We start from the raw sequence: 19,621 nt of genomic DNA, 5'->3' as shown, positions 1-19,621 counted from the left end.
TAACCCTGTGCAGGGTTTGACGTTTAAGGTCTGACGTTGGCTGACGCCAGTTTGTTGTATCGCCGACGTTAAGCGTCAAACCGCAGCGGCAGACCGCACCAAACGTCAAACCTGTTTTGCCTCCCAGACCAGCTCGCGGGCCCAGCAGACGTAATGCCGCCGCACGATGGTTGAGAGCGCCCCGATGTTGGCCAGATCGGAGGCGTCGGCGATGTCGCGGACGTACCCATTCTTGGATTTGATCCGAATGGAATCGATAGCGGGCAGATAGGCCGCATTGGAGGCCTGCCCTTCTACCAGAAAATACGATAGCTCGTCGTCGGAAAGGCCTTTGCTACGGAGTTGTTGCGCCAGTTCGTCGACCAGCGTAGGGGCGAAGGGCTCGGTCGACAGCATAATTTTGAACAGGTGCCGATCGAGCAGCATCCGGCAGAGGGTCGACAGCACCAGGTCGGAATGGTTGGCCCAGGCTTTCACGCAGCCCCAGATATCATAATCGTCGAGGCGGGTAAAGGCCTGTAGGTACGTAGCATCCGACATGAAATCGGTCAGTGAAATGGTACCTCGCAGAAACAGCATGAAATCGGGCAGGGCGTCGATGGGCTCACTACTGATCTCCGGATTACGCGCCAGAAAACGGGCTCGCCGCAGAATCTGCACCAGCATCGACTCACAGCAGATCGATGTTTTGTGGAGGTACACCTGCCAGTACATGAGCCGCCGGGCATTCAGGAAGTTTTCGACGCTCAAGATGCCTTTGTCTTCCACCACCAGTTGATCGTCGGCCAGGTCGAGCATCTTGATGATGCGTTCCGCACCGATGGCGCCCTCAGCCACGCCTGTATAAAAACAGTCGCGGTTGAGGTAGTCCATCCGGTCCATGTCGAGCTGACTTGAAATCAGCTGATGGAAAAATGGCCGTGGGTACGTTCCCTCAAACATCTGGATCGCCAGAGACAGTGCCCCGCCAAACTGCCGGTTGAGGTCGTGCATGAGCATGAGCGAGATCTGCTCATGATGAACGTCTTCCAGAATGCAGCATTCCAGCACGTGCGAGAAAGGGCCGTGCCCGATGTCGTGCAACAGAATGGCAATCTGCGCGGCTTCGCATTCAGCCTCCGAGAGTTGGTGCCCTTTGCTGCACAGCGTTGCGGTAGCCTGTCCCATCAGGTGCATAGCCCCTAAGGCGTGGTGAAAGCGGGTATGCAACGCGCCGGGATAGACGTATTCCGACAAGCCTAGCTGCTTGATACGCCGTAACCGCTGGAAATAAGGGTGTTCGATCAGGTCGAACAGCAGCGGCGACGAAATACTGATGAAGCCGTAGACAGGATCGTTGAGTAACTTCTTTCGGTTGGTCATGAGACGGAGGCCAGTTTGCGACGTGTGATCGGATAGCGTCAGGTACGTTACCCACTGTCGGATAACCTGTCCCCGCCTGCCCAAAACCGGCCAGCCGACCCTATTAGCCCATAAAATTCCACCAAATCGCGCACAATTTAGCGAAATGGCGTATTTTTGTGCCGTCTTACTGATTCGTTAGTCAAGACAAGGGCTTGTAACTCAGTTGGTTAGAGTAACTGACTCATAATCAGTAAGTCCTTGGTTCGAGCCCAAGCTGGCCCACAAAAAACGCCCTGCAGCTAGTTGAGTTGCGGGGCGTTTTTTGTGGGCTAATCGATGTGTAGTATACAGGCCACTAGATTTAGTGGTAGCGCTTTTACCATTAATACTTAGTTGCTATCTGGCGATTCTACTGATATGTATTCATATAGATATGGACAGCTATAGATGAATGACGCCACCGTTTTATGTGATGATAAATATCATTGGAGGAATAAATAGCTATAATGCGGACTTATGGTTATAGATAAGTAATACCCTATTTGGTGAGTCAATTTCAACAGGAATTTAGGCCCTCTGGCGATATTCGATTGGGAGCACGAATCACAACGCCTGATTGGGTCGTCCTGTATTGTACCGTAATATGTAGATGTCCAGATTAGCCTTTCTGAATACTGTGCCCTACTGCGTTGCTATGCACGCCGCACTGTTCACAGAAACTTTCGGCTTGCTCATGGATTATCGAGCGGACGATCGTCTTAAAAATCTGCCGGTCGTGGTAGTCAAGTGGCATACCTCACTTCGAATATTGGCTGCTTTACCGGGTTTGCTCCTTAATTGTAGTTATGGCATTGCTAAGCATGGCTATTAACAACTCAGTTTCGTTTGGAGTTGCTGGGTTGTCTTCGAGACAGAGAGCCGTTTTACAGGCGTTTTCAGTGGCATCGTACACCGTTAGCAAAAACCCGTGAATCTTGATCATAGGTTAGCTGTAAAAGCAAGGAACGGATTCATAACTGATGATTTCCCTCTCTCACCAATTTATCAACTAATACGGTATTGGATTTTTATAATAGAAAATGTCGATTAAGGATACTAATTAATATAATACTTAGACAAAACATATACGTTATCTAACGGCTCTCAATATATTGATACATACATATGAAATTGTTCCCACTGATAAATATGTCAGTGAAAACTATACATTCATATGTTAAGGAAACTTTTTACATCAAGGCAAAAAAAGCATCTGCTTTTGGCTACGCTCTTAGTGAGTATCAGCAGTCTTTCAACAGCTGATGTTAGTTTTACTACGCCCGGATCGGAGGGCCCACCTCACTCGGAGAAGCCAAAACAAGTCGTTAACTCCCGAAGTACTTCACCGCCAAAAACAAAATCCAGAGTAACGAACGACCCCATTCGATTTACTATTCAAGGTAATAAGCAAACGGCGTCGGTTGGTGAACCAGTTGAGCTAACAATATCAGCTGAACTACTAGATATACCCTCTTCGCTGATGTTTTTTACCGAAGAAGCATCTGCCTTTCGGATCAAAGTACTGCTTCCAACTGGTTTCGTGATTACAGGTGGGACGTATCGAGATTATATTGGTGACAAGTTATCGTTGAAAAACAAGGCACGGGTTTCTTACACGCTCCAAGGCGTCTTTGAGTCAGTGACCCCCAACATGTGTTTTCGACTTCTGCGGTCGGGTGGGCAGGCCGACCAAAACAGCACGTTTGTGGAAAAGACGGGTTTCTGTGTACGAGGTACTACCGTTGATGAACCCGCTGCCTATAATGCCTTAGCGGATAGGGGGAATACAGCGGGGGCACCGAATGCGCGGCTGGACAACTGTTCTAGCCTCAGCCTAGCGGTTACCGCCAATCCTACTAGTGTAGGGACCGGGGGGCAGGTCACGCTCACCGCCTCCTGCCAGGGCTGCACCAGCAATGGCTACACCAGCGGGCAGGCGCTGAGCTTTGATGGAATCGATGATCAGGTGGATGCAGGTTGGTATTACGCCAACATCAGCAACAACTTCACGGTAGAAACTTGGGTCAAGCCAACTCAGCCGCTGGGGGCCAATGGCTTCAGTGATCGCTATGCCCTGCATCCGGTTTACGGAGGTGGGATTCAAAGCGCAGCTTATACAGGCGTAGGCTTGGCTGTAGGCACTAACGGCATTCGGGTCTATGAGCATTCGGATAATTACCTGAACAGTCAATTAGAGCACTTGGTGAGTGTGTCAGACTGGACACATGTTGCTGTTGTTTACGAGAACAACGTGCCTAAGCTATACATCAACGGTACGCTGGTAAAAACGGGGACGGCTAGCGGACGTATCCCCAAGCCTGGTGTAGCCCTTGGTGGTTATAATCTGGGTCATTACGCTGGCAGTATGGACGAAGTGCGCTTGTGGAGCGTTTCCCGAACTGGTGCTCAGATTGCGGCGGCGTATCAACAGACGCTGGGGAGCAGCGAAGCAAATCTGGCGGGCTACTGGCGTTTTGAGGAAACGGGCAATACCGCTTTCAATACCATTAGTAGCGGTATGCAGGGGAATCTGCAAAATGGCACCTCGCGCGTTACTGGTCTCAGCGGGAGTGGTAGTGCCGCTACGTATGCCTGGACTGCTCTGCAACCGAACAGCTCCATCACCTTTCCTAATCAGGCTAGTACGCCTGTCACCGTTCCATCCACGGCAGGAACCTACACCTACCGGGTGACGCTCACCAGTGGGACGTGTACGCTGACATATGACGTTCCTGTCAATGTCACTGGTGGGAACTGTTCAGGTATCACGCTTGGGGCTGTTGCCAGCTCAACGACTGTAAACGCGAACGGGCAAGTCACCCTTACCGCCTCCTGCCAGGGCTGCACCAGCAATGGCTACACCAGCGGGCAGGCGCTGAGCTTTGATGGAATCGATGATCAGGTGGATGCAGGTTGGTATTACGCCAACATCAGCAACAACTTCACGGTAGAAACTTGGGTCAAGCCAACTCAGCCGCTGGGGGCCAATGGCTTCAGTGATCGCTATGCCCTGCATCCGGTTTACGGAGGTGGGATTCAAAGCGCAGCTTATACAGGCGTAGGCTTGGCTGTAGGCACTAACGGCATTCGGGTCTATGAGCATTCGGATAATTACCTGAACAGTCAATTAGAGCACTTGGTGAGTGTGTCAGACTGGACACATGTTGCTGTTGTTTACGAGAACAACGTGCCTAAGCTATACATCAACGGTACGCTGGTAAAAACGGGGACGGCTAGCGGACGTATCCCCAAGCCTGGTGTAGCCCTTGGTGGTTATAATCTGGGTCATTACGCTGGCAGTATGGACGAAGTGCGCTTGTGGAGCGTTTCCCGAACTGGTGCTCAGATTGCGGCGGCGTATCAACAGACGCTGGGGAGCAGCGAAGCAAATCTGGCGGGCTACTGGCGTTTTGAGGAAACGGGCAATACCGCTTTCAATACCATTAGTAGCGGTATGCAGGGGAATCTGCAAAATGGCACCTCGCGCGTTACTGGTCTCAGCGGGAGTGGTAGTGCCGCTACGTATGCCTGGACTGCTCTGCAACCGAACAGCTCCATCACCTTTCCTAATCAGGCTAGTACGCCTGTCACCGTTCCATCCACGGCAGGAACCTACACCTACCGGGTGACGCTCACCAGTGGAGCGTGTACGAGTGACAAAACCGTTTCCATTGTAGTAAACAGTACACCAACAACTGGATGGCCTAGTTTGACGGCAAAACGCTGGCTGGGAATGCGACTTTATGGCTTTGACCGATCGACAAAATCAGCCGGAGGTATGGCGGATTTTGAAAAAGAGATTGTAAAGAATACTATAGGTAGAGGGGCAAATATGTTTTTCTGGCAGGCGATGTGGCATCATCACGACACGGGGAATAGCCCGGCGGGTAGCAACGATGCCGCTTACGATTGGCGGATGCTGGATGATGCTCTGAGAATAGCTGATTCAATTCAGTGCAAAATCGTGGTGGTTATTAACGCAAGCCGCAAACCTGAACTTAATAATGATAACTTCATTCCAGAAGCAGGTCGGTTGACTACATCGGAGGGGGTGACGATTAAATTCCAAGGAGACGTGTCGGCTGGATATTACCATGAACCCACGTTGGCACGGATCGAAGCTTGGGTTCGGGCGGTGGCCAGACATCTCCGTGATTCACCCTACCGGAATGCACTAATGGGGGTAGAGTACGCTCACACAACGGGATCTGAAAGCGAAATGCATATGGACGGTAGCTATCGGCCGTTGGATTTTTCTGCGGCGGCTCAGGCTTCTTACCGGAGCCGTATGCAGGGCGTATTTTCAGGGAATCTATCGAGCTATAATACTGCTATGGGAACGTCGGCAGGTACCTGGAACGACGTTTCTATGCCTCCGATAGATAATACTAATGCACCGTATTACAGTTTCGTTAGCCGTTATCAGCAAAGCGGGTTCGACCATCGCGAATATGGAGTCGCTTCAGTAAGTAAGCGAATGTTGCTCGCGGTGAAGGACATTCTTCCAGGATGCCCTGTGATGGCTGGCTTCGGATCGGCATGGGATGATGCATCTAACTTCCGGGGTACAATGAGTATTCTGAGCGACCTCAATGAGATTGACGGTATCAAGCTAAATGATGGGTTATGGGGCCAAGATCGTTGGCGCTTTTCGGTGGCGGCATCGCTACGCGATCGGGCTGAGGGCCGCTTCGCAGTCAACGAAGCAGATGGCATGTATGATCCCAGTGAAGTCAATTTACTGGTACAGCAGTGCGTAACACAGTTTGGCGAGGGCGTGAGCATTATGTCGCTAGCCAACCTGAACTACTCCCCACTTTCTCGTATCTACGGTATCATAGACGGCGTACTAGCGCAGGTAAATCTCAATACTCCTCGCCCTAGCATTACGCCCCTTGACCAAATGACCGCCGACCGTAGTGTGCTGGCACAAAGTGGATGGTCAGCAGGAGGATACCTAAACACGTTCAATACGAAGCGAGCGCAGGGGCCAGGGGTAAAGGTGATTATCAATCGCGATGTGTTCTACGATCCAATCAATCATACCTACGGGCCTCAACCATGATTCTTAACTCACACCCTGCTGGAGAAAACTGAGAACATGCCCATATCCGGCCAAATTTGACTCTCCTATATGCCAGAGGGTCTCTTTGTTGCAATTAACAGGTTCCAAAGTTTAGAATTCACATGGGCCCAAGCTGGCCCACAAAAAAAAGTCCCGCAGCTAATTGAGTTGCGGGGCCTTTTTTGTGAATTGCTTTGCCGTTGGGGCAGCCGGTACTATCAGGGACGTACCCACAACGCACCATTCTTGGTGACTACTTTTTCGAGTTGCCCTTCATCGGCCAGGCTTTGTAGCTCGCTATCTACGTCCTGCCGATTGCGGCCTGAAAGCTCGGCAAATTCGCGGGAGGTGAGGGTGCGGAAAGTCGCAAACAGACGATCCCAGGCGGGGTTTATCGGGGTTTTGGTTGCTGTGGGTAGTTGACCGAGCAGCGCCTTTTCGTAGGCCGCGTACGGTTGCGTGCCATATACTTTTTCCAGCTGCCCGTGGCTATCGACAAAAAACAGCGTGGGGAATCCGCGTACGCCCAATTGCCTGCCTAAGGCCAGGTCGGCTTCAAACAAGGCCACGGCCCTTCCCCGATAATCGGCTTCGAACCGGGCCATATCCAGCCCAGCCTGTTGTGCTGCCGTCGCCAGATGCTCCCATTTGGCAATGTTCTTTTTGTGCAGAAAAACCAGTTCCCGGGCTGCCCGCAGGAAACGGATGGCTTGCTGGTTGCCCTGCAACTGAGCGGCCTTGAACGCAATAGAAGCCGGATACGACGAATCCAGCGGGTCTTCCAGCCACACATCCCCGTCGATGGGCATGTCATAATGCAGGCTTACTTCGTCCCAGTGCGGCGCTACATCAGAGGGCTTGCTGATGCCGCCGCTGTTATAACTCCAGTCGGGTAGTAGCCCACCCATGCGATACTCAACCTCGATATAGGGTCCATACTCAAGCTTTAGCCGACGTAGTTGCGGCTCAATACCCCAGCACGATGAGCAGATTGGATCGGTAAAATAAATAACCCTGACGGGTTTATGGCTGGTCGGAAACACCTCTTGCGGTGCCGCTGCGGCCGGGTCGGGGAGTTCGCACAAACCAGACTCGATATCACACAAAAGGGGATTGATACGTTGAGTTTCCATGATCTTCTGTTTAGTTGTAGGCCAGCCGTTACGAAATTTGTAGCGGGCTCACTGGCTGTCTCTGGCTTCGCAAAGTTGCGCTGAAGCGGCGGCTATAGTCAATTAGTAAAAAAAAGTAGACCACTCGATCATGCAGAAAATGGCCATTCAATGCCCGGCCGAAGAGGTGCTCAAACTTCTGTCGGGGAAATGGAAGCCCCAGATTTTTCGGCTGGCCCTCGATGGCCCGTTGCGGTTCAATGCGTTGTTGCGCACCATCGAGGGGGCAAACAAACAGGCGTTGGCCATCTCGCTGCGCGAACTGGTCGATGAAGGATACCTGGATAAGTTGACGATCAGGCAAAAACCGTTGCACATCGAATACACGTTGTCGGAAAGAGGGCGGGCGCTGATTCCCGTCTTTCGGCAGCTAGAACAACTACCGTAACGGCAGTTCGGTTATGGCAGCAGAGAGCTCTACGCGCTGTTGTGGGCGAAAAGCCCCCCAGGGCCAACCAGGTGCGGGGCGTTTTTCGTTTTGAGTTCTGTATGTTCACGGCACGAAAGAACTCCGCTGTCTGGCGGCCTGAACCAATAACTGATCGTATGCGAATCCGAACCCTTGATACGGGACCGCTGCTGCTCGATGGCGGCGCTATGTTCGGCGTGGTGCCGAAAACCCTCTGGCAGAAACTCAACCCGCCCGATGCCCTGAATCGCTGCACCTGGGCCATGCGGTGCCTGCTCATTGAAACCGGAGATCGGCTGATTGTGGTCGATACGGGCATGGGCGATAAGCAGGATGATAAATTCTTTGCGCACTACGTACCCAGCCGCCAGCCCGGCAACCCTATTCGGGAGGCCGTCCGGCAGGCGGGCTACGACGTGGCCGACGTAACCGACGTGCTACTGACACACCTTCATTTCGACCATGTGGGTGGAGCCGTCGAGCGGGTAGGGGAGCGGCTACAGCCCACGTTCGCCAACGCTACGTACTGGACGCATCCCGAGCATTGGGCGTGGGCCATACAGCCAAATCCGCGTGAAAAAGCGTCATTCCTGGCCGAAAACATGCTGCCGTTGCAGGAGAGCGGCCAACTGCGGTATTTCGGCGAGACAACGTACCTGAACGGCCTGCCCAGCCCTGTCGGGGTACCTGGCCTCGAATTGATCTACGTGGACGGCCATACCGAGAAAATGGCGCTGCCCAAGCTGACCGTCGGAAACCAGACGATGCTGTACTGCGCCGACCTGATTCCGTCGTCGGGGCATGTGCCGCTGCCGTATGTGATGAGCTACGACGTGCGCCCGCTGCTGACAATGCAGGAAAAAGAACGACTACTTACGCAGGCTGCTGCCGAAAAGTGGTTATTGCTTTTTGAACACGACCCTACGGTTGAAGCAGCAACGGTGGTACAGACCGAACGCGGCGTCCGGCTGGGTGAGGTGCGGCGGATCAACGAGTGAACCGTATGCGCTATTATCTGGCATACATCCGTGACGGTCTGGGTAATTTGTTTGTTGTTAGATAGTAATCTGACTCATTCACTCGTTACTAGCGTAACATCCAGCTATGAAAATCGGACTCGTACTTTCGGGCGGTGGGGCACGCGGCTTCGCCCATTTGGGTGTCATCAAAGCCTTGCTGGAACAGGGCATTCAGATCGACCGCATGGCCGGCACAAGCGCCGGTGCCATCGCGGGCGCGCTCATTGCCACCGGCTACTCACCCGATGAGGCCCTGCGGCTGATCGAATCGTCGGCGTTTGTGCGGCACCTGCGGCCCGCATGGACCCGTATGGGCCTGCTACGCATCGATACTATCATCGACCTCTACAAAAAATATATCCCTGAAGATCGCTTCGAGGCGTTGTCGATCCCGCTGCACGTGGCGGCGGTGAACCTCACCGACGGCGAGCTGGTCATTTTCGACAAAGGCGAGCTGATCCGGCCAGTGCTGGCGTCGTGCTGCCTGCCCGGTATTTTTGAGCCGTTGCTCATCAACAAAAAACAGTATATCGACGGGGGGGCGCTCAACAACCTGCCAGTTGAGCCGGTGGTGGACAAGGTCGATTACCTCATTGGCTCCCACTGCAACCCGTTTCCGGCGCATAAACCCATCCGCACGGCGCGGGGCGTGCTCGAACGGAGCCTGGTGCTCTCGGTACAAAGCAAAACCCGCGAACGGGCCGCGCTGTGTAACTTTTTCATCGAGCCGCCGGAGCTAACCAATTTCTCGGTTACCGACGCAAAGCGGGCCCGCGAAATCTTTCAGGTCGGCTACCGGCACGCCAAAACACTCAAGGTGGCTGAGGCGATTGAGCAGGGCGTTGGTTCCATGTAAAACGAAGGGTCGTTCAATGGGTAAGGCCCAACGGCCAATGTGGCTGACACGTCTTACTAGAGCGTCAGCCACATTGGCCGTTGGGCCTTACCCATTGAACGACCTTTTCCCTACATCAAATATTTCAGCTTGATGACTTCCTTCGGTTCGAGGAAGCGCCATTTGCCACGGGGCAACTCTTTCTTGGTGAGGCCGGCAAATACGGTGCGGTCGAGTTTCGTGACTTCGTAACCCTGCGACTCGAACATCCGGCGCACGATCCGGTTGCGGCCCGAGTGAATCTCGACACCAACTACCTGGGCATCGGGCGTAACAATGGCCAGATCATCGGGTTTGATAAAGCCGTCTTCCAGCTCCAGACCGTTGCGGATCGCTTCGAAATGCTCTTCCGAGATAGGCTTGTCCAGTTCTACCTGATACACCTTCTTCACGTTGTTCGACGGGTGCGTGAGCTTGCCCGCCAGTTCGCCGTCGTTGGTCATCAGCAGCAGGCCCGTGGTGTTGCGGTCGAGGCGACCAACCGGGTAGAGGCGGAATGGACCCGCGTCGGCGACCAGATCCATGACCGTATTGCGCTCTTCGGGATCATCGGTGGTGGTAATGACGTCTTTCGGCTTGTTCAGCAGCACGTATACCATTTTCTCCGGGTTCAACACTTTGTTGCCGTACTTCACCACGTCGCCGGGCTTCACGCGGTAGCCCATCTCGGTGATGACTTTCCCATTCACCTGCACGTCGCCTTTGCCAATCAGTTCGTCGGCTTCGCGGCGCGAGCAAACCCCGGCATTCGCGATGTAACGATTCAAACGGATCGAATCAGGGTCGCTCTCCCGCTTCAGATTCTGCGCGACTTTCTTCGTACGCGGCAGGTTCTTCTTCATCACGTCGAGGTTATAGTTCGGCGCTTTATTGTACCGACCCGTACGCCGGTCGAAACGGGGTTCGCCCGATTCGTCGTTGTTCCGATCGGCACCGGCATTCCGGTCGCGATCGAAGGAGCGAGGCCGATCCGAGCGCTCGTTGCGGTCGCGGGGGCCGGTATTCCGGTCAAAGGAACGGGGCCGGTCACCACGTTCCCGGTCGAACGAGCGAGGGCGATCACCTGAGGGCCGGTCGTCGCGGTTCCGATCCCGATCAAACGAGCGGGGGCGGTCACCCGACGGGCGGTCTGCGCGGTCGCGATCAAATGAACGCGGCCGCTCTGAGCTTGCATCCCGATCCCGATCAAATGAACGGGGCCGTTCGTCGGATGGCCGCTCATCGCGATTGCGGTCGAACGTGCGGGGGCGATCACCACCCGATGGGCGGTCATCGCGATTGAAGGGTTTACGGGGGCGGTCTGAACCACCATCCCGGTCGAACGAACGACGACCTTCAGAGCGGTTGTCGTCGCGGTCAAAGGAGCGGGGGCGATCACCTGAGGGCCGGTCGTCGCGGTTAAAACGGGGACGGTCACCTGACGGGCGATCTGTACGGTCGCGATCAAAGGACCGGGGCCGATCGGAGCTTGCATCCCGATCAAACGAGCGGGGACGCTCGGTGCGCTCGTCACGATTAAATGGTTTGTATGGACGGTCACCACCCGATGGGCGGTCTGTGCGGTCGCGGTGGCCAGCATTCCGGTCGAACGAACGCGGCCGATCACCTGAGGGCCGGTCGTCGCGGTTCCGATCCCGATCAAACGAGCGGGGGCGGTCACCCGACGGGCGATCTGTGCGGTCGCGGTCGAATGAACGGGGCCGATCGGAGCTTGCATCCCGATCCCGATCGAATGAACGCGGGCGGTCTGAACGCTCGTCGCGGTTAAAACGGGGACGATCACCACCCGATGGGCGGTCATCACGGTTAAAGGGTTTCCGGGGGCGGTCTGAACCACCATCCCGGCGGTCACTGGATTGATTACTACGAGCAAACGGACGGGCATCGTCTCGACGGCCATCCGAACGACCTTCACCATCCCGGCGCTCAAAGCGGTCGTTGTTATCCTGATTACGTTTCATGGAAAAATGCAGTAAGCATCTACTGCCTGTTTTGCGTAAAATCCGTTGAGCATCAGCTATAATGCATAGCTTGACTGGGCAACGGGGGCGCAAAGATACAACCTTTTGTACTATTTAGTATAGATCAGGCGGTGGTAACAAAGCTAAAAGCCAGTATGAAGGCTAGTTGGCGCATAAGTACCTGCTGTGCAGGCGTGTAGTGGTAGCCAGTGGCAGCGATTGGCAGTGTAGGTACGTAGCTATTTATACGTGACCCGTAGATGATTCATACGCCCGGCTCAATCGGGAATGTGATCCACGTAGGCGGGCTGAGTTTGGTGGGTCAAAATCGTTGCTCGTTGCTCCAGAAACCCCGTAGTTGATTTCGTCGATTGCAACGGGGGCTGTACTGACTAGTACTGCCCCCGTTATGGTTATCGAGCTACTTTCCTGACGACAAACGGTGCACATTTGACCGGCGGACACTGGCACAGCGCGGGCGGAATTACGACCACTGTATCGCTGTAACAACCGTTGGGTGCGTAGACACGAATGGTGTAGCTATTGCCCGGTGCCTGCCCCGGATTGGGCTGCCCTGATAGTAAGACCCCGCCAACCAGGCCCGATAAAGGCTGATTAATGGCAAACAGCTGAGCCGAGGCGGTGAAGCTATTGCCCATACTGATGTTGTAACTCACTGCATTGGTGGAACTGCTCACCAGTGTGATACTGGCATTGGCAAGGGGCGTTGTGCCCGAACAGGTAGCGGCCACGCCCACTGCCGTCAGGCTGGGTACGTCATCGGCCACTATCACAAGGGGGCAGCACGAACCATTGGGACAGCCTTCGTTGCTGGTAGCATTGACCGAATACTCACCTGCAACCGTTGCCGAGTAGGTAGCTGCGGTTGCTCCTGCGATGGGCACGCCATTGCGCGACCATTGATAGGTGCTAAGGCCCGTCGGGGCCGATAATTCAATCTCAAATGCCGTGTTGGCGCACACGTGGAGGGGCACTGTCACGCAGGCTGTGGCAGTCTGTCCATTGGGGGCCGTGGCTGTGTTGTAGGTGATACCCTCCTGATTGAGCTGTACCTGAAAACGCAGCGTAGCTACCTGGTCGGCGGCCAGGGTGGTAATAGTCCAGCTGCCGCTGTTGTCAGCCGGCGTGAACGTACCTGTCGAGGTGGTGGCACTGCCGACGAAGGTGACGGCGGTAGCACTCAACTGATCGGTGACCACAAGGTTGGTTCCAGTAGCGTTGCCCGTGTTGGTCAGCGAGAGGGTGTAGGTGACGATGCCGCCTTTTTCGACCCGGTTCTGGCTAACGGTCTTGGTGATGGCATAAGTGGGTGCGCCTGCCGTGCAGGAAACTGGGGCCGTGTAGGTGGTCATCAAACTTGAACAGCCCGGTAGCGAGACGGTTACGGTGTGGGTCGTTCCGTCAGAGGGTAGCCCGTTGAAGATCGCCGGGGCGGTGATGGTTCCCGTTGTGGCGGGTACCGCAAAGGTCACGCTACGCAGCCCATCGCTAACGGTCAACGTACCGGCCGTTGGGTTGGTCATGGTCACCGTCACGGTATTCGAAAACATATTAGTGGCCGTTGCACACTCACCTGTGCTCACCAGCGCACTGAGCGAGCAGATTGGTGCCACCGAGCAGGAAGCCGGGGCCGTATAGACGGCCGAATAACTGCAACCGGCGAAAGTCACCGTCACGATATGGCTGGCTCCATCAGAAAGTAAGCCCGTCAGTGAATAAGGCACTGAGGCTGCCGATGCCGCAACCGGTACGGTGGTGCTGGTTGTTCCGTCGACAAGCGTAGCTACTCCGCCGGTCGTGTTGTTGGTCAGGCTTACGGTGCCAGAGACCGAATACTGATTGGTTGTTGGGTTGCAGATTGTTGGCGTAGCATTTATTGCGAGTGCTTTAACCGTTACGGTGGTTGCTACACTGCAACCGTTGTTATCGGTGTAGGTAATGGTGGCTGTGCCTGCTGCGATACCGGTTACCACCCCACCGTTTGTAACCGTAGCCACGGCGGTGTTGCCCGATATATAGGGGGTGCTGGCAGCGGGGGTGCCACTGCCAGTTAAGGTTATTGTTGATCCAACGCAAAGCTCGCCGCCTGCCAGCGTAGGTAGTGGATTCACCGTAATTTTTATTTCCTGCACCGGGCGGCAACTCGTACCTAGATCAGGGTTTAAAATCGCATACACATAGTAGGTGATCGGCGCGGCTGTCGTGTTGGGGAAATCGGCTGGGTTAAACGTATAGCTCGCCGTATAGGGGCTGGTGGCTCCAGAAGGTGTTGCTGTGCCAATAAACGACGTACCTGAGTAGATGCCTGCCAACTCGGCGGCTGTTTCTGAACCATTCACGGCGCTCTGGTCGCTGGTGAACTTCACAAACCGAATCCCGTTGGCCGCGCTGGAACTGGTCGATACGGTTATGTTTGCGCCGGAGGCACCCACGCACAGGGTTTGCGACCCACTGCCGTTGGTCAGCGTGGGGCAAACTACCTGCCGGATGCCAAAATTTCGGTCAACGACATCAGTTGTTGCGACTGTAAATACCTCGCTTGTGCCGTTTATAGTGCCGTCGTTGCCTGTATTCGATGCCCCGTTAAACTCGCCCGTATTCGACCAGCCACTTGGTAACGACGGGGTTGGGGCTGCCTGCCCCTGCACGCCCTGTGTGGTGCTGATATTGACCGTATAATCACCTTCGCCGATAGCGCTGAAGCTGAACTGACCGGCCGTCGTGCCTGCGTTGGGCACCACTTGACTGTCTACTACATTCCCGTCTGTGTCAATCAGATTGGCATAAATGCCAGCAGGAATCGGCGTGGCGCTCGAACTGTTTACGTTGCCTTGATCGGCGTCGTGCCAGACGTGACCACTCACCGTAACGGGCTTTTGCAACCCGATGGCCAGGTGGATCAGGTCGCCCGACACAACGTTGATGCCCCCCGCTGGTGTGCAGCCTGCCGTGCCATGGCAGGGCGCAAAACTGCCCTGCACCGCCCATTGCACAAAATTGCCGAGTGTCGCCGTACCCGGTCCCCCGGTCGTACCGATGCTGTTGCGAATGGCCCCGCCATCGCCTCTTAGCTGAAGCCGAAACGTTACCGTCGTGATATTTTCCCCCACCACCACTACCGACCCCGTCGCCGCTATGCGGGTTTGCCCACCCAATTGAATGCCCTGCGGACCCGTGCCAAACAGAGACGCACTGTTCTGGATGGTGGTGGGGCTCACCGCCAGCGTGCTGTTGCCCGAAAGTTTGTTGAGCGTCAGACCCGGCGTAAGTAGCTCGAAGTCAGTACTGAAGCCCTGGTAGTAGGCTGCCACTGTACCGCCGATGTTGGTATTGTAATAGACCAGCCCCCCGATGTCGGTAAAGTGCAAAACCGGATTGCTCACCGGTCTGTTGAAGGTAATTTTCAGATCGCCGTAATAGAAGGAGCCCGACAGGTTGGGCTGTCCGTTGGCGTCGACGTCGGTTATGCCCGCCCGTGCCTTCCCGTCCGAGCCAATCAGGGCGTCGCTCCACAGCATGAAGTTCAGCGATCCCAGGGTAGTGTAGCGAACCCCGTCGCCCGTTGCGGTGGCCGAACTATTACCCACCGTACAGGTATTGCAGCCCGTATAGAGACCCGTATACGTACCTGGAAAAGGGTAGCTGCCCGGTGCCAGCGACTGCCAGTAGGCATTGGGCTGCGCGGTATTGAGGCTACCTGAACTGGTGCCCCCAAACGACATGCCCGGCACGGATGGGTTGCCTTCAATAGTAGCAAACTGCTGGTTTTCAAGGCTGACAGTAGCCGTAATGGTTGGGGTATAGGCCGCGCCAGGCGGGGTGGGCACCGCCTGACTCTGGTGAAAGGTGATAGTTTTGGGGGTAGAGGTCGGCCCGTTGCCGGTGGGTGCTGACCCACTGGCTGCGACTCCGGAAAAGCCAATGGTTGAGACTTGGGCAAGGACCGTATTCAGGATGAGCTGGGATGCTAAAAGGGCTGTAACCCATAACGTCGGTCTCAGAATTGTCCCTTTGCTGGTACATCCTTCGGGCGTAAAGACAGCCGCCGAGACGCGACCGCCCATAAGCTTAGTCGGCATTGAGCCAGCTGCCACCCGATTGCTGTTTAGCTTGGGGTCTGCCAGTAAAAGCCAGTTACGGGTAGATAGTCCTGCCAGCAGAGAACAGATGGAGGCAAGTGTGCGGGGTAGACTTGTTTTCATTGTTTTGGCTTTTGGTCAGGTGGGTGGCCCTGGAGATACTGTAAGCGGGTTCGTTGTATGCGTAAGGGCTTTGCGTACAACCAGCCTCAGACCGCCTAGTCAGGGTAGGGGTGTGGTATCTAAACGGTTGATAGTATTAAGCATGACCGCCTCCTGTTGGGTGATGCGCTAACTATCCGTCTGTCTCAGATAGTGTTGTAATAAATCAGGCACCGCACTGTATAGTTAACTAGTTGATACATACAAAAATGTTACTGCATTATTACTTATATAAAATGATGCCAGATAGATATGATGCGTTTATTAACATAATAAAAATTAGTTATATATACTAAGTATTTTGTTGTGATGCCTTACTGAAATAGCTAATTCGTCAGGTTATGACGTAACCACATGACCTTTGCTTCGGTACGAGGTGAAGTTTGCGATGGAAGGAGACACGAAGCCCTGCCTTCGTGAAAGGCAAAAGGGGAACCGGTTAGCCGCAGGGATTTCGCGATGGAAAGAATGGCCGGGATAAGATAAATGCCTGGGAGGCTTCATCGGCTACCAGATAGCTGTCCCTCAAACATAGCTGGCCGATTACAGCGCCGAAAACGTTATATGGCAATAGTAGTGCCGAGGGGATTAATGTATTAAATGAGTATTTCTATGGTGATTTTTGGTTGATAAAAACAAGCTTTTCCGCTGAGTTAGGCCCACCTTCAGGCCGGGCAACAGCCTCATACCTTTATCCGATAGAACCGAATAGGCTGGGCCATTACATTTGCAGATAGACTATGTACATACCATGATTCGGGTATCGATCTACGACGACAACGACTCACTGCGGCAGACGCTGGTGATGCTGCTTGACACCACGGAGGATTTGCTGCCGATTGGGGCCTATCCCAACGCGCTGGACGTACTGCAGACAGTCGTTATTGATCAGCCCGACGTTGTGTTGATGGATATCGACATGCCCGGCCGATCGGGTATCGAGGCCGTGCGGCTCATTCAGACCTTGCCCGAGCCACCACCGATTCTGATGCTGACTGTCCACGAAGAACCCGAAGCCGTTTTTGAGGCGGTATCGGCTGGAGCGATGGGCTATCTGTTAAAGAAAACGCCCGCCAACCGGCTCACCGACGCCCTGCGCGATGTGGCCGCGGGCGGTGCCGTAATGACGCCGACGATCGCGGCTAAACTGCTGGGTACGTTCCAGCCACCCAAACGCCCGACCGCCGCCAACACCTTCGAGCTGACCGACAAAGAGCAGGAAGTACTTCGCCGCCTGGTTGAGGGCGACAGCTATAAGCTGATTGCGGCTCATTGCCACATCAGCATGGGTACGGTACGTACTCACATCGTCAACATCTACCAGAAGTTGCACGTCAACTCCAAATCGGAAGCGGTGGCTAAAGCGCTCAAAACAGGCCACTATTAGGCAGGCCGTTTTGCCCAGTCGGCTGCTCCGACGCAGCGACTCCCATATTCATGGTATAGTCTCCCGACACCGGCCCGCAGACCTTTGTGGTGTTCCTTAATGCCGTTGTAATCGGGTAGTTACGGGTTGTATGCGTGGTGCAACCGTTGGTGAAGATCATACATTTATCCGATTGATGGACATGGCATAAGGGCTGTAGTTTTGACCATTCTTCGACGTGGTTCACGCTTCGCCAAATCCGATGCTCCGCCTTCTATCCATTCTGTTCTGGTGTTTGTTCTGTTTGGCCATAACGCCCGTTTATGGCCAAACAGACTCGCTGACCAAAGTGCCTTCCCTGCTGGCCAGGTACGTGAAGGTGTCGGGCGGGCTCAATGCCTACGCTGGCTTTTACACAGCCAATGGCATTGCGGCCCGCAACCAGACAGCCCCACTGGGACTAAGCGGGCAGGTGACCATCGCACTGCCGCAGGGCATCAGCATCCCAATCTCGGCGGTGCTGGGCAATCAGGGCGCTAGTTTCAGCGTCCGGCAGCCGTTCAACCAGTTTGGGCTGTCGCCCACCTATAAATGGATCACGGTGCACGGTGGCTACCGTAACGTTACCTTCTCGCCGTTTACGCTGGCGGGGCATACGTTTCTGGGCGGTGGCGTCGAACTCAACCCCGGCAAACTGCGGTTGGGGGCCATCTACGGCCGCTTCAACAACGCCATCTCAGGTACGTTGGCCGACGCCAATGTCTTGCCCAGCTACGGGCGAATGGGCTACGCCGTCAAAGTCGGTTATGGCAAACCCAACAACTATGTCGACCTGACCATGCTGCGCGCCAAAGACGATTCGTCGTCGATACCCTCGGTACCACAGTCAGCTACGCAGATCGTGACGCCCGCCGAAAACCTGGTAGTTGGCGTTACGTCGCGACTGCTGATACTAAAGGCCTTTACGGTAGAACTCGACGCCGCCCTGAGTGCCTACACACGGGATGTCCGGGCCGGTATGGTGTCGGCCGAGGGGCGCAACCCGGTGGTGCGATTATTCGGGAACTTCTACACGCCGCGCCTTAGCACGCAGCTCACGCAGGCGGTACAGGCGTCGGTGGGATACCGGGCCGACTGGGGTGGACTGAAACTGCAATACAAGCGCATCGACCCGAATTTCCAGACGATGGGGGCCTATTATTTCCAGTCCGACATCGAGAGCTACGCGATTGCGCCGTCGCTGAATCTGCTCGACAATACGCTCCGGCTGTCGGGAAGCTACGGGGTACAGTTCGACAACCTGGCCAACTCGCGCAGCGTCCGCACGGGTCGGAGCATTGGCTCGCTGATCGTCAGCTACAACCCGGCCACGAAATTTGGTGCCGACCTGCAACTAAGCAACTACGGCATTAGCCAGCAGGCGGGTTTGCGGCCTGTCATCGACACGTTGCGGCTGGCGCAAAACAACCTGTCGGCTACTCTGAATCTGCGCTACCTACGGCAACGCGAAGAGATCATGCAGAGCTACCTCCTGACGACCACCTACCAGCAGCTCAGCGATCTGAACGCCCGCACGGCAGCCCAGACGGAGAATAAGAACCTCAACGTCAACCTGACGTACCTGTACCAGCAAACCGTAACGGGCTGGGGCGCCACCGCCATGCTGACCTACACGCAAACCAACCTGCCCGTGGCGGCCACGCTCGGCCTGCGCGATAGCACAGGTACGTTGCTGCCTACCAACGATGGCATCGTCCGGTTTTATGGCCCTACTGTGGGGATGAATCAGGCGTTTTTCGACAAAAAACTGACGACGGCTTTCAACGCCAGCTACCTGGTGAACCAGCAGATGGGCGTAACGGGCAAGGTGATCACGGCTTCGGTGACGGGAAACTACCAACTCGCCAAACGCCAGACGCTCAATGTGTCGCTCTATTACCTCAACACGGATACCGGCGTGGCCGAACAACGATTCAATGAACTCAGAGGCAACCTTGGCTATGGCATCTCTTTCTAATTTTTCAAACGCAAAGACGCGAAGGAAGGGCGCAAAGGACGCGAAGATTTCCTTACGCTTATCGGTCAACTT

The 19,621-nt window shown here is 54.9% G+C and carries 10 protein-coding genes and 1 tRNA gene; 7 read left to right on the top strand and 4 right to left on the bottom strand.

Annotation, left to right across the window (positions count from 1 at the left end):
- Positions 1–105: 105 nt before the first annotated feature.
- Positions 106–1,362: an HD domain-containing protein gene (locus tag ACAW74_RS18905; RefSeq protein ID WP_370699781.1), complete on the bottom strand. Its 1,257-nt coding sequence runs from the start codon at positions 1,360–1,362 to the stop codon at positions 106–108.
- A 190-nt stretch (positions 1,363–1,552) separates the two neighbouring features.
- Between ACAW74_RS18905 and ACAW74_RS18900 the strand changes: the two genes are divergently transcribed.
- Positions 1,553–1,626, top strand: a tRNA-Ile gene (locus ACAW74_RS18900).
- Positions 1,627–2,602: 976 nt separating this feature from the next.
- Positions 2,603–6,448, top strand: coding sequence for a LamG domain-containing protein (locus tag ACAW74_RS18895; RefSeq protein ID WP_370699780.1), 3,846 nt, complete (start codon positions 2,603–2,605; stop codon positions 6,446–6,448).
- A gap of 218 nt (positions 6,449–6,666) precedes the next feature.
- On the opposite strand, the gene ACAW74_RS18890 is transcribed toward ACAW74_RS18895, so the two are convergent.
- The gene (locus ACAW74_RS18890; protein ID WP_370699779.1) at positions 6,667–7,581 is read right to left on the bottom strand and encodes a ClpXP adapter SpxH family protein; all 915 of its coding nucleotides are present in this window, start codon (positions 7,579–7,581) and stop codon (positions 6,667–6,669) included.
- A 130-nt stretch (positions 7,582–7,711) separates the two neighbouring features.
- Here ACAW74_RS18890 and ACAW74_RS18885 point away from each other — a divergent pair, with 130 nt between their 5' ends.
- From ACAW74_RS18885 to ACAW74_RS18875, 3 genes are all read left to right on the top strand, one after another.
- A complete protein-coding gene (locus tag ACAW74_RS18885; RefSeq protein WP_370699778.1) occupies positions 7,712–8,008 on the top strand; it encodes a winged helix-turn-helix transcriptional regulator in 297 nt (98 codons plus the stop codon).
- Between the two features lie 158 nt (positions 8,009–8,166).
- Positions 8,167–9,027: an MBL fold metallo-hydrolase gene (locus ACAW74_RS18880; RefSeq protein WP_370699777.1), complete on the top strand. Its 861-nt coding sequence runs from the start codon at positions 8,167–8,169 to the stop codon at positions 9,025–9,027.
- Between the two features lie 106 nt (positions 9,028–9,133).
- Positions 9,134–9,904, top strand: a complete 771-nt coding sequence (locus ACAW74_RS18875) for a patatin-like phospholipase family protein (protein ID WP_370699776.1) — start codon at positions 9,134–9,136, stop codon at positions 9,902–9,904.
- Positions 9,905–10,014: 110 nt separating this feature from the next.
- Here ACAW74_RS18875 and ACAW74_RS18870 read toward each other — a convergent pair whose 3' ends face one another.
- Together ACAW74_RS18870 and ACAW74_RS18865 are read right to left on the bottom strand one after the other, a co-directional pair.
- A complete protein-coding gene (locus tag ACAW74_RS18870; protein WP_370699775.1) occupies positions 10,015–11,904 on the bottom strand; it encodes a pseudouridine synthase in 1,890 nt (629 codons plus the stop codon).
- A 413-nt stretch (positions 11,905–12,317) separates the two neighbouring features.
- Positions 12,318–16,127, bottom strand: coding sequence for an Ig-like domain-containing protein (locus ACAW74_RS18865; protein ID WP_370699774.1), 3,810 nt, complete (start codon positions 16,125–16,127; stop codon positions 12,318–12,320).
- 790 nt (positions 16,128–16,917) lie between these two features.
- Between ACAW74_RS18865 and ACAW74_RS18860 the strand changes: the two genes are divergently transcribed.
- Together ACAW74_RS18860 and ACAW74_RS18855 are read left to right on the top strand one after the other, a co-directional pair.
- Positions 16,918–17,553 carry a response regulator gene (locus ACAW74_RS18860; protein WP_370699773.1) on the top strand — a complete coding sequence of 212 codons (636 nt, stop codon included), beginning with the start codon at positions 16,918–16,920 and terminating at the stop codon, positions 17,551–17,553.
- A 241-nt stretch (positions 17,554–17,794) separates the two neighbouring features.
- Positions 17,795–19,549 carry a hypothetical protein gene (locus tag ACAW74_RS18855; protein WP_370699772.1) on the top strand — a complete coding sequence of 585 codons (1,755 nt, stop codon included), beginning with the start codon at positions 17,795–17,797 and terminating at the stop codon, positions 19,547–19,549.
- Positions 19,550–19,621: the final 72 nt, after the last annotated feature.

It is taken from the genome of Fibrella musci (genome assembly GCF_041321105.1).
Taxonomy (GTDB): domain Bacteria; phylum Bacteroidota; class Bacteroidia; order Cytophagales; family Spirosomataceae; genus Fibrella; species Fibrella musci.
This window is presented reverse-complemented; position numbering and strand designations above follow the sequence as displayed.